Genomic DNA, 11,998 nt, shown 5'->3' with positions numbered 1-11,998 from the left:
ACCATGACTTTTTCCTTGAACGAAGACCAGCGCATGCTGCAAGAGGCGGCCCGGCGCTTTTTGGCCGACCGCCACCCTCCAAGCGTCGCCCGCGCGGCGACAACGCGTCCGGGGGACGCCCGCCTGGCGCTGTGGCGCGAGATTGCCGAGCAAGGCTGGCCCGCGCTGCTGGCGCCAGCAGGGCACGATGGGCTGGGCTTGGGCCTGGGTATGCGAGAAGCCTGGATCGTGGCGGAAGCGGCGGGGCGGCATCTGCTGAGCCTGCCGTTGGTGTCGAACATGGTGGTGCTTCCTACCCTGTGCGAGGCCGGCGCGGCAGGGCCCGTGGCGCAGTGGGCGCAAGCCATGATGCAAGGCCAGATGTATTTCGCGGATGCGGCGATGCGGCCGGACGGCTCGGCGTTCATCGAGGGCGCGGGGGCAGGCGTGCCGGCCTTGGCGCTGCGATGCCTGGGGCCAGGCAGCTTGCGGCTGGAACGCCATGCGCCCCTGTCCAGCACGTCGGGCATGTCGGCCACCGCCGGCCTGGATCCGACGATGCCGGTGGCGCGGGTGGCGCGCCCCGAGGTGCAGGAGGCTATCGAGTTAACAGTCGACGCGCGCACGTGGCGACGCTTGAAGACGCGCATGACGCTGCTGCGCTCGGCGGAATTGCTGGGCGCGGCGTCAGCGGCCTTGGACATGGCGGCGGCGTACGCGCGTGAACGCCGCCAGTTCGACCGCGCCATCGGCGCCAACCAGGCGATCAAGCATCGCCTGGCCGACGACTGGATGGCGCTGGACGACGCGCGGCTGGCCGGCATGGCCGCAGCGGCGTCGCACGACGCCGACGCACCGTCAGCAGACCGCGACAGCCTGTACGTGCCGCTGCTGGCGGTGGAAGGCGGCCGGCGCGCCGTGCAGAACGCGATTCAGGTGCATGGCGCCCTGGGCATCACCTGGGAATGCGACGCGCACCTGTACCTGAAGCGGGTGCTGCGGCTGGCGGCGAGCCTGCACGCAGAGGCGTCTTGCACCGAATGGCTGGAGCGGATCTGGGAAGGGGCCGACGCTGAACGGGTTGCGGCCTGATAGGGCATCCCGGCGTGGCGCTCGCTTGTGAGACGCCCGCGCGGCGTCCGCCCTACAATCGCCGCCATGAATAAATCGAACTTTCCTTCCGAACTTGACCAGCCGACCCTGTCCGAACTGGACGGCGTGCGCTATCTGCACTTCAACACCCAGTGGGTCCAAGGCGCCATGCGCGTCAAGAGTCCGGCCGAGCTGGTGCTGGAATACACCGGCCAGATGATGGCCTGGCTGCTGTTCCTGGAGCCGCCCAAGGAAGAGGCCATCGGCATGCTGGGCCTGGGCGCGGGTTCGCTGGCGCGCTTTTGCGTGAAGCACACGCGCAGCCCGCTGCTGGCCGTGGAATGGAACCCCCGCGTAACCGCCGCCTGCCACATGTTCTTCCGCCTGCCCGGATCGAACCGGCTGCAAGTCGAACACATGGACGCCGGCCTGTGGGTGGCCGACCCCGCCAATGCCGGACGTTGCCCCGTGCTGATGGTGGACCTGTATGACGCCGCCGCCGAAGGCCCAGTGCGCGACAGCGTGAAGTTCTACCGCGATTGCCGGCGCGTGCTGGGCGAGGTCGGCGTGGTGGCGGTGAACCTGTTCGGCCGCCACGAAAGCTTCGGCAAGAACATCGAAAACCTGTCCAAGGCCTTTGACGACCGCGTGGTATTGCTGCCGGAAGTGGACGCGGGCAACCAGATCGTGCTGGCTTTCTCGGGGCCGCGCCTGTCGGTCACGCCCGCCGAATTGCTGGAACGTGCGGAAGTGGTGGAATCCAAGTACGGGCTGCCGGCGCGCCGCTGGGCACGGGCGCTGACCCGCCACGCCGTGGACGGCGTGCTGCACTTCTGATCGGTCCCCGGCGTTCTGCCGGGGGCGTTTTCGTCTTTAGGATCGTGTTCGGGGGCGGAAGGGGTTTTCCCGGGGCTTTACCTTTTTCCGCGTCGGGATTTAACATGGGCCTGTTCATAATTATGAATTACGGCGTCACATACAGCGTCACATACGGCGTCACATACAGCGTCACTACGGCGTCCATTCCAGCCCCGCCCCATGAGCCAACCCATCGTCCGTCAAGCCCTCTACCTGGAAGTCGCGGATCGCCTGCGCGCCATGATTCACGCGCGTGCGCTGTGCAATGGCGAGTGGATCGACGAACTGCGCTTGGCCGGCGAAATGGGCATTTCCCGCACGCCCTTGCGCGAAGCGCTGAAGGTGCTGGCCACCGAAGGGCTGGTGCGGCTGGAACCTCGGCGCGGCTGCTTCGTCAACGAACTGTCCACGCAAGACCTGGAAGACATCTTTCCGCTGATGGCCATGCTGGAAGGACGCTGCGCCTTCGAAGCCGCGCGCAAGGCCTCGGACGTAGAACTGGCCGCGCTTGAGCCGCTGCACGCCGAACTGGCCGGCCATGCGCGCGCCGGCCGTATCGACGCCTACTACCAAACCAATTACCTGATCCACGAAGCCGTGCAGGCGCTGGCCGGCAACCAATGGCTGTCGGACATGGTGGGCAACCTGCGCAAGGTGCTGAGCCTGTCGCGCCACCGCAGCCTGGCGCGGCCCGGGCGCATCCAGCAGTCCTGCGCCGAACACCTGGCCATTTTCGAAGCGCTCAAAGCGCACGACAGCGACGCCGCCCAGACGCTGGCCCACACCCATCTGATGCGCCAATTGGAAGCCCTGCGCGCATTGGCCAATGAAGACGCCGCCGACCCGGCTTTGACCGATCCCATCGTTATCCAGGAGCCCGCCCATGTCCGTACCCGCCAATCTCGCGCCCGCGCGGGGCGCTCGCACGCCTGAACCCGACCCCGAACTGATCGATGCCGCCGCCGCGGCCGAAGGCGCCAGCCTGATGACGCGCCTGGGCAAGCTCTGGGAGCGCGGCCGTTTGCCCAGCGAATCCGAAGTGCGCCGCCTGTTCGAAGCGCGCCTGACCGACGTGGCCGCCAACAAGCTGGCGCGCCGCTGGTGCGAGCAATACAGCGCGGCCGACGGCAAGGACCGCCGGCTGATGCTGGCCGCGCTGGCGCAAGTGCGCGCCACCTTTCCGGCCGATGGCGGCGAGGGCACGCGCCTGTTCAAACGCTTCAACGCCTTGCCGCATGGCCTGCGCTTCCTGGTGGATCTGCGCGCGGACATGCTGCGCTGGCGCAAGCAGGTGTCCGGCATCCAGGGGCTGGACAAGGAACTGGAAGGCCTGCTGTCGGCATGGTTTGACGTGGGCTTGCTGGAACTGCGCCCGCTGACCTGGGATTCGCCCGCCTCGCTGCTGGAAAAGCTGATTCTGTACGAAGCCGTGCACGAGATCACATCATGGGATGACCTGCGCCGCCGCGTGTCGCCCGACCGCCGTTGCTATGCCTATTTCCATCCACAGATGCCGGGCGTGCCGCTGATCTTCGTGGAAGTGGCGTTTGCCAGCAACATGGCCGACAACGTGCAGGTGCTGCTGGACAGCAGCTTGCCGCCGCAGGATCTGGACAAGGCGCGCTGGGCCATCTTCTATTCCATTTCCAACACGCAGCCCGGCCTGAAGGGCATCAGCTTCGGCAACTTCCTGCTTAAGCGCGTGGTCGAGCAACTGCTGGAAGAACTGCCCAAGCTGAAGAACTTTGCCACCCTGTCGCCCATCCCCGGGTTTTCGGACTGGCTGGGCAAGCTGGACGCCAACGCCGTGGAAGCCATCGTGCGCGAAGACAAAACGCGCGCCAAGGACCGCAAGCGCGAAGGCGTGCCCGACGGGCAGCGTTGGGTGTCTCGTCTGGCCAAGGCCGCGCAGGGCCCAGCGTCCGACGTGGTCAAGCGCGCGGGCTTCCGCCTGGCGGCGACCTATCTGCAATCCATGAAAAACGGCTTGCCGCTGGACCCGGTGGCGCGCTTTCACCTGGGCAACGGCGCCCGCATTGAACGCTTGAACTGGGCGGCTGATACGTCCACCAAGGGGCTCAAGCAATCCTGCGCGCTGATGGTCAATTACCTGTACGACCTTGACGAGCTGGACACCAACCTGGCGCGCCTGGGCGAAGGCAAGCCCCAGGTCAGCCGAGGAGTGGGGCGCGTGGCCTGATTGCCATTGCCCGGCGACGACAGCAAGACATATCAATAAAAAAGGGTAGGGGACATGACGCAAGACGTGACCGGCCGCGTGCGGCTGGAACGCGAAGGGGCCTTGGCCTGGGTGACGCTATCGCACCCGGGGCGCCTGAACGCGATAACGGTGGGCATGTGGGGCGAACTGCGCGACGTGTTCACGCGCGTGTCGGCCGACGACGCCCTGCGCTGCGTGATCGTGCGCGGTGAAGGCGGCAATTTCGCGGCAGGCGCCGACATCCGCGAATTCCCCGCCCAGCGCGCCGACATGGCGGGCGTGCAGCGCTATCACCGCGACATCCTGGCGCCGGCCCTGCAAGCGGTGGCCAATTGCCCGCATCCGGTGGTGGCGCAGATTGAAGGCGTGTGCGTGGGCGGCGGGCTGGAAATCGCCAGCCAGTGCGACCTGCGCATCGCGGGCGCATCCGCCCGTTTCGGCGTGCCGATCAACCGCCTGGGTTTTCCCATGGCGCCCGACGAAATGCGCGGCCTGCTGGCGCTGGTCGGGCGCGCGGCTACGCTGGCCATCCTGCTGGAAGGCCGCGTGTTCGGCGCCGATGAGGCCCATGGCCTGGGCTTGCTGACGCGCATCGTGCCAGATGACCAGGTTGCCGACGCCGCGCGCCGCAGCGCTGAACGCATCTGCCAGGGCGCGCCGTTGGCCGCCCGCATCAATAAACGCCTGTCGGCCAGGCTTGCCCAAGGCGGCGCCTTGACCGAAGACGAATATCAAGATTATTTCTCCTATGCCGAAAGCCGGGACCACCAGGAAGGCGTGCGCGCATTCCTGGCCGGCGTAGATCCATCCTTTTCCGGAGACTGACCAAGGTGAGCAACGCCAATCTATATGCTGTCCTGCAAGGCGGCTTTCCCAAAGACCGCAGCAAAGTCGCGCTGGAAACGCCCGACCTTGAATACACCTGGGATGACATCGACCGCGCCACCGCGTGCCTGGCCAACCTGCTGACGTCGCTGGACCTGCCCGACGGGTCGCGCGTGGCGGTGCAAGTGGAGAAGTCGCCGGAAGCGCTGCTGCTGTACCTGGCCACCTTGCGCGCCGGCCTGGTGTACCTGCCGCTGAACACGGCCTACCGCGAAGCCGAGATCGAATATTTCCTGGGCAATGCCGAGCCGGCCGTCGTGGTCTGCGCCAGCAAGAACCGCGACTGGGTGCAGCGCGCCGCCGACAAGGCCGGCTGCGCGCACGTCTACACGCTGGACGAAGACCGCACGGGCACGCTGCTGGACGCCGCGGGCAGCCTGCCGCAAACGTTCAAGACCGTGGAGCGCAAGCCGGACGACCTGGCCGCCATCCTGTACACGTCCGGCACCACCGGCCGCAGCAAGGGCGCGATGCTGTCGCACGGCAACCTGGCCGCCAACGCGCAGGTGCTGCACGAATACTGGGGCTGGCGCGAAGACGACGTGCTGCTGCATATGCTGCCTATCTTCCACGTGCACGGCTTGTTCGTGGCTTCGCACGGGGCCTTGCTGGCGGGCGCCAAAATGATCTGGCTGCCCAAGCTGGACGCCGACCAGGCGCTGCATTACCTGCCGCAATGTACGGTGATGATGGGCGTGCCCACCTACTACGTGCGCCTGCTGGCCGACCCGCGCTTTGACCGCGCCGTGTGCGCCAATATGCGCTTGTTCATCTCGGGTTCGGCGCCGCTCCTGGCCGAGACGTTCTCGGACTTCAAGACGCGCAGCGGCCACGCCATTCTGGAACGCTACGGCATGAGCGAGACCGTCATGCTGACGTCCAACCCCTACGATCCGAAACTGGGCGAACGCCTGGCCGGCACCGTCGGCCGCGCGCTGCCGGGCGTGCAGGTGCGAGTGGTGGATGACGCGGGCGTGGCGCTCGCGCCGGGCGAGATCGGCAATGTGCAGGTGCGCGGCCCCAACGTGTTTTCAGGCTACTGGCGCATGCCCGAAAAAACGCGCGAGGAATTCACCGAAGACGGCTGGTTCAAGACGGGCGACGTCGGCCGCTGGGGCGGTGAATCCGCCGGTCGCGACGTGCCCGCCGATACGCTGTCCATCGTGGGCCGCAGCAAGGACCTGATCATCTCGGGCGGCTTCAACGTCTATCCCAAGGAAATCGAAACCCTGATCGACGACATGCCCGGCGTGGCCGAATCGGCCGTCATCGGCGTGCCGCATCCGGACTTCGGCGAAGCCGTCGTCGCGGTGGTGGTGCCCAAGGACGGCGTGTCGCTGGACGCGGATGCCATGCAGCGCGAACTGAAGTCGCGCATTGCGAACTTCAAGGTGCCCAAGCGCGTGCACATTGTTGACCAACTGCCGCGCAACACCATGGGCAAGGTGCAAAAGAACGTGCTGCGCGAAACCTATCAGGCGCTTTGACGCCAACCATCAGTGCCGGCCTTCAGGGGCCGGCATTTTTTTCTTCAAAGGAGGCAGCGCCGACCCGATTCCCGCTACGCAGTCCTGGCAGCTTCATTCAATAAAAAATTCAAGAGACGAGACGCAGACAACCGCGCCGTCCCCGTGATGCAGCAAGAGGAGACATTATGAAAGTTCGCACGATCGCTACGGCCGTATTCGCCGTGGCAGCCCTGGGTTTCGGCGGCACGGCCGCCGCGCAATGGCCAGAGCGCGCCATCACCTTGATTGTTCCGTTCCCCGCTGGCGGCGGCACGGACACCTTCGCCCGTCCGCTGGCCCAGCAACTGACCATGCAACTGGGCCAGACGGTCGTCATCGACAACAAGGGTGGCGCGGGCGGCACGGTGGGCGCCGGTGTGGCGGCCAAGGCCAAGCCCGACGGCTACACCTTCTTCATGGGCGGCGCGCACCATGCGCTGGCTCCCTCGCTCTACAAAAACCTCAGCTACAACATCCAGAAGGACTTCGTGCCCGTGGCACTGGTGGCGCAGCCGCCCCAAGTGGTGGTGATCAACGCCGGCAAGCTGCCGGTCAAGACGCTGCAGGAATTCATCGACTATGCCAAGAAGCATCCCGGCGAAATCAACTACGGCACGGCCGGCAAGGGCAGCACGCACCATCTGGCGGGCGAGCTGTTCGCCATGCAGACTGGCATCAAGTTAGTCGACGTGCCCTACCAGGGGGCGGGGCCTATGTTGTCGGCGCTGATCGGCGGACAGGTGGACATGGCGTTCGACGGCCTGGGTTCGTCGGCCGGCCACATCCGCGCGGGGGCAATCAAGCCCTTGGCCGTGGCCGCCACCGAGCGGTCGGCTTCCTTGCCCGACGTGCCCACCGCTGCCCAGGCGGGCGTGCCGAATTACGTGGTCTCCACGTGGTACGCCATCTGGGCGCCGGCCGGCACGCCGCAAGAGGCCGTCGACAAGATGGCGTCTGAAATCACCAAGGCATTGAACACGCCGAAGTTGAAGGAAACCTGGGCCGGCAATGGCTCGGCGGTGCCCAACATGACGGGCCCCGCTTTCGGCAAATTCGTTGACAGCGAAGTGGCTCGCTGGGCGAAAGTGGTGAAGGATTCCGGCGTGACGCTGGATTGATGCGGGGGCGCCGCTAGTTCCCACTAGCGGCGCTTGGCCCTCGTCAGCGCCACTCGCTGGCCTGGGTCAGCTTGGTCAACTGGTCATGCGTCAGCATCAGGCTGGCGGCCTTGACCAGTTCGTCCAGCTGCGCCAGGGACGTGGCGCTGACTATGGGCGAGGTGATGCCGGGCTGCGCAATCTGCCAGGCCAGCGCGGCTTGCGCGGGCGTGCAGCCGGCGTCTTCGGAGACCTCGTCCAGCGCCTTCAGGATACGCATGCCGCGTTCGTTCAGATACGTGTCCACAATCTTCTGGCCTCGCGCGCTTTTGCCGGCATCGGCCGCGCTGCGGTACTTGCCGCTAAGAAAGCCGCTGGCCAGCGCGTAGTAGTTGATCGTGCCCATCTGCTGCGTCTTCACCAGGCTTTGCAAGCCGGATTCAAAGGACGCGCGGTTGTACAGGTTGTATTCGGGCTGAATGCTTTCGTAGCGCGGCAGGTCGTGGCGTTCGGCCGCGATCAGCGCTTCGGACAGGCGCACCGCCGTGTAGTTCGACGCGCCAATGGCGCGCACCTTGCCGGCTTCCATGTGCTTGGCGTATTCGGCCAGCGTGTCGGTCAGCGGCGTGTCCGGGTCGTCCTTGTGCGACTGGTACAAATCCACGTAATCGGTTTGCAGCCGGGCCAGCGAGGCCTCCAGCGCGCGCCGGATGTACGCGGGCGACAAGCCCACCGCGTCAGGGCCCATTTCCATGCCGACCTTGGTGGCGATCAGGACTTGGTCGCGCTTGCCCGAGCGCTTGAGCCATTTGCCGATCAGGGTTTCAGATTCGCCGCCCTGGTTGCCGGGAGCCCAGCGCGAATACACGTCGGCCGTGTCGATGAAATTCAGGCCCGCGTCCACCATAGCGTCCAGCAGGGAAAAGGCGCCGGCTTCGTCAACGGTCCAGCCGAAGACGTTGCCGCCGAAGGTCAGCGGGGGAACTTGCAGGCCGGAACGGCCCAGCGCGCGTTTGATCATGGTGAGGCCTTTGGATGCGTCTGACGGGTTGCCCGGGCTGCTGAATGAAGCGCGGGGCAGCAAGAGCCCGGGTGGCGATATTTAGTATATTGGCGCCGCGCGCCCCGGCTTGGAGCATGCCTGATTGGCATGCACCATTTCAGGGATTCCCCGCAAATTCTTTTGTCTGGCGGCAAGTTAGACTATACGGCTTTACGGCTGACCGACCGGCGGGAAGCCGCCGGCGCAGTCGTAGTAATGAACAAAAACCAAGGGTTCAAGGAGCTTAGTATGCTGATCGGAAAAAAACATTTTCTGACGGTTGGCGCCATGGCGCTGGCAATGGCTATCGCCGCGCCGGTGTCCGCGCAGCAAAAATCGGTGGCGGTGACCGCCATCGTCGAGCACCCGGCGCTGGATGCCGTGCGTGACGGGGTGCAAGACGCCCTCAAGCAAGCCGGTTTTGAATCCGGTAAGAACCTGAAGTGGCAGTACCAAAGCGCGCAGGGCAACAACGGCACCGCCGCGCAAATTGCCCGCAAGTTCGTGGGTGACCGCCCGGACGCCATCGTGGCCATCGCCACGCCGTCGGCCCAGGCTGTCGTGGCCGCCACCAAGGACGTGCCGGTGGTGTATTCCGCCGTGACCGATCCCGTGGCCGCCCAACTGGTCAAGAGCATGGACGCCACGGGCACCAACGTGACCGGCGTGTCGGACATGCTGGCGCTGGAAAAGCAGGTTGAACTGATCAAGAAAATCGTGCCCAACGCCAAGCGCGTGGGCATCGTCTACAACCCGGGCGAGGCCAACTCGGTCGTGGTGGTGAAGAAGCTTCAGGAAATTTTGCCCAAGTCGGGCATGAGCCTGGTGGAAGCCGCCGCCCCGCGTTCGGTGGACGTGGCATCCGCTGCGCGCAGCCTGATCGGCAAGGTCGACGTCATCTACACCAACACCGACAACAACGTCGTGTCGGCGTATGAATCCCTGGTCAAGGTGGGTAACGACGCCAAGATCCCGCTGATCGCCTCCGACACCGACAGCGTCAAGCGCGGCGGTATCGCGGCGCTGGGCATCAACTACCACGACCTGGGCATGCAGACGGGCAGGGTGGTCGTGCGCATTCTGAAGGGCGAAAAGCCCGGCGCGATTCCGTCGGAAACGATCTCCAAGCTGGAGCTCTACGTGAACCCGGGCGCCGCCGCCAAGCAGGGCGTGACGCTGTCGGACGACGTCATCAAGTCGGCCGCGGTGGTTGTGAAGTAAAGCGCCACCGGCCAGACCCCGCCACGCCCGAGCGGCGTGCGCGGGGTTTTTGTTAGGTTTTTTTGGGGCGCGCGGCGGTCCGGCCCCTGTTGTTTTGCTCTCTTTCCTTGCTTTGACCGACAGCGCTTTCGGCCCGGCCGGCAAGCGCGCGCAGGCTTGGGCGCGAAACGCGAGAAAATGACGAACCGGGAAACGTTTATTGCGAAAGCTCGGGTAAAACTGATGCCGGAACGCAAAAAATCCGACGTTTCAAGTCTTTAATATGCACCATCCTTACCCTGATTGGATTTAACCCATGTCATTGTTCTCGTTGTTAGGCGCGTTGGAGATCGGGCTGATCTTCAGCCTGGTGGCCTTGGGCGTGTTTATCTCCTTTCGCCTGCTGCGCTTCCCCGACCTGACCGTTGACGGCAGCTTTCCGCTGGGCGGCGCCGTCTGTGCCACGCTGATCGCGTCGGGCACCGACCCGTTTTCCGCCACGGTCATCGCCACCATCGCCGGCGCGGCGGCGGGGCTGGTGACGGGCTGGTTGAACGTGAAGCTGAAGATCATGGATCTGCTGGCCAGCATCCTGATGATGATCGCGCTGTACTCGATCAACCTGCGCATCATGGGCAAGCCCAACGTTCCGCTGATCACCGAACCCACCGTGTTCACCATCTTGCAGCCGGAGTGGATTTCCGACTATGTCGCGCGTCCGCTGATCCTGATCGTGATTGTGATCCTGGTGAAGCTGGCGCTGGACTGGTTCTTCGCCACGCAAAGCGGCCTGGCGCTGCGCGCCACCGGCTCCAACGGCCGCATGGCCCGCGCGCAGGGTGTCAACACCGGCCGCATGATCCTGGGCGGCATGGCGTTGTCCAACGCGCTGGTGGCGCTGGCCGGCGCGCTGTTCGCGCAGACGCAGGGCGGCTCGGATATTTCGATGGGCATCGGCACCATCGTGATCGGCCTGGCCGCGGTGATCGTCGGCGAAAGCATCCTGCCGTCGCGCAAGCTGGTGCTGGCGACGCTGGCCGTGATCATCGGCGCCATCGTCTACCGCTTCTTCATCGCGCTGGCGTTGAATAGCGATTTCATCGGCCTGAAGGCGCAAGACCTGAACCTCGTCACCGCGGTGCTGGTCACGATTGCCCTGGTCATCCCCATGCTCAAGCGCCGTCTCGTCGGCAAGAAGGGGCGCTGATATGTTGTCCGCAAAAGATCTGAAAATTACCTTCAACGCGGGAACGCCCATCGAAACGCGCGCGCTGCGTGGGTTGTCGCTGGAGATTCCGTCAGGCCAGTTCGTGACCGTCATCGGGTCCAACGGCGCCGGCAAGTCGACGTTCCTGAACGCGGTGTCGGGCGACCTACCCGTTGATTCGGGCACGATCGACATCAATGGCGTGGACGTGACGCGCCAGCCCGTCTGGGCACGCGCCGGCCAGGTGGCCCGGGTATTCCAGGACCCCATGGCAGGCACCTGCGAAGACCTGACCATTGAGGAAAACATGGCGCTGGCGCAGATGCGCGGCGTGCGCAGAGGGTATAGCCGCGCGGTCAAGGCGTCGATGAAGGAAGGGTTTCGCGAACGGCTGGCCACGTTGGGCTTGGGGCTGGAAAACCGGCTGACCGACCGCATCGGGTTGTTGTCGGGTGGCCAGCGCCAGGCGGTCAGCCTGCTGATGGCGGCCTTGCAGCCGTCACGCATTTTGCTGTTGGACGAGCACACCGCCGCGCTGGATCCGCGCACCGCGGATTTCGTGCTGCAACTGACGGCGCGCATCGTGGCCGAAAACCAGTTGACGACCATGATGGTGACTCACAGCATGCGCCAGGCGCTGGACGTGGGTGACCGCACGGTGATGCTGCATCAGGGGCAAGTGGTGCTGGACGTATCCGGCGACGAGCGCCGCGGCATGGACGTGCCGGATCTGCTGGCGATGTTCGAGCGCGTGCGCGGGGAAAAGCTGTCGGATGATGCGTTGTTGTTGGGGTAGGACGGCGGCTATCCTTTATGGCGATCGCCATTTGCCCATACCCGATCGTCAAACGACCCACCGTAGGATGGGTGAAGCGCGCGATTCCCGTCGCAAGAACCCCATCCTGGATC

Annotated in this window: 11 protein-coding genes; 10 read left to right on the top strand and 1 reads right to left on the bottom strand. The window is 65.2% G+C overall.

Annotated elements, in window-relative coordinates; genetic code table 11:
* The first annotated feature begins 3 nt into the window (after positions 1-3).
* The 7 genes from WBR68_RS18225 to WBR68_RS18195 all read left to right on the top strand — a co-directional run bounded on the left by WBR68_RS18225 (position 4) and on the right by WBR68_RS18195 (position 7,661).
* Entirely contained in the window at positions 4-1,071 is a 1,068-nt protein-coding gene (locus WBR68_RS18225) for an acyl-CoA dehydrogenase family protein (RefSeq protein ID WP_230694913.1), read from the top strand.
* 66 nt (positions 1,072-1,137) lie between these two features.
* Positions 1,138-1,908: a spermidine synthase gene (locus WBR68_RS18220; RefSeq protein ID WP_230694912.1), complete on the top strand. Its 771-nt coding sequence runs from the start codon at positions 1,138-1,140 to the stop codon at positions 1,906-1,908.
* Positions 1,909-2,109: 201 nt separating this feature from the next.
* Positions 2,110-2,862, top strand: coding sequence for a GntR family transcriptional regulator (locus WBR68_RS18215; protein ID WP_050448473.1), 753 nt, complete (start codon positions 2,110-2,112; stop codon positions 2,860-2,862).
* Positions 2,813-4,129 carry a malonyl-CoA decarboxylase domain-containing protein gene (locus WBR68_RS18210; protein ID WP_230694911.1) on the top strand — a complete coding sequence of 439 codons (1,317 nt, stop codon included), beginning with the start codon at positions 2,813-2,815 and terminating at the stop codon, positions 4,127-4,129. Before WBR68_RS18215 ends, WBR68_RS18210 begins: the two co-directional genes overlap by 50 nt.
* 54 nt (positions 4,130-4,183) lie before the next feature.
* Positions 4,184-4,975: an enoyl-CoA hydratase/isomerase family protein gene (locus WBR68_RS18205; protein WP_050448471.1), complete on the top strand. Its 792-nt coding sequence runs from the start codon at positions 4,184-4,186 to the stop codon at positions 4,973-4,975.
* 5 nt (positions 4,976-4,980) lie between these two features.
* Positions 4,981-6,522 carry a malonate--CoA ligase gene (locus WBR68_RS18200; protein ID WP_050448470.1) on the top strand — a complete coding sequence of 514 codons (1,542 nt, stop codon included), beginning with the start codon at positions 4,981-4,983 and terminating at the stop codon, positions 6,520-6,522.
* 167 nt (positions 6,523-6,689) lie between these two features.
* Positions 6,690-7,661 carry a Bug family tripartite tricarboxylate transporter substrate binding protein gene (locus tag WBR68_RS18195; RefSeq protein ID WP_127185123.1) on the top strand — a complete coding sequence of 324 codons (972 nt, stop codon included), beginning with the start codon at positions 6,690-6,692 and terminating at the stop codon, positions 7,659-7,661.
* Positions 7,662-7,704: 43 nt separating this feature from the next.
* Here the strand turns inward: WBR68_RS18195 and WBR68_RS18190 are convergent, their stop codons facing one another.
* Complete coding sequence (locus WBR68_RS18190; protein WP_230694910.1) at positions 7,705-8,661, bottom strand: aldo/keto reductase; 957 nt, start codon at positions 8,659-8,661, stop codon at positions 7,705-7,707.
* Between the two features lie 270 nt (positions 8,662-8,931).
* On the opposite strand from WBR68_RS18190, the gene WBR68_RS18185 reads away from it, so the two are divergent.
* The 3 genes from WBR68_RS18185 to WBR68_RS18175 all read left to right on the top strand — a co-directional run bounded on the left by WBR68_RS18185 (position 8,932) and on the right by WBR68_RS18175 (position 11,885).
* Positions 8,932-9,903, top strand: coding sequence for an ABC transporter substrate-binding protein (locus WBR68_RS18185; protein WP_050448467.1), 972 nt, complete (start codon positions 8,932-8,934; stop codon positions 9,901-9,903).
* 295 nt (positions 9,904-10,198) lie between these two features.
* Entirely contained in the window at positions 10,199-11,089 is an 891-nt protein-coding gene (locus tag WBR68_RS18180) for an ABC transporter permease (protein WP_050448466.1), read from the top strand.
* A gap of 1 nt (position 11,090) precedes the next feature.
* Complete coding sequence (locus WBR68_RS18175; protein WP_050448465.1) at positions 11,091-11,885, top strand: ABC transporter ATP-binding protein; 795 nt, start codon at positions 11,091-11,093, stop codon at positions 11,883-11,885.
* Positions 11,886-11,998: the final 113 nt, after the last annotated feature.

The organism is Achromobacter sp. JD-1 (assembly GCF_038594925.1).
Taxonomy (GTDB): domain Bacteria; phylum Pseudomonadota; class Gammaproteobacteria; order Burkholderiales; family Burkholderiaceae_B; genus Achromobacter; species Achromobacter spanius_C.
The sequence above is the reverse complement of the archived record's forward strand: the minus strand, read 5'-3'. Positions and strand labels throughout refer to the sequence as shown.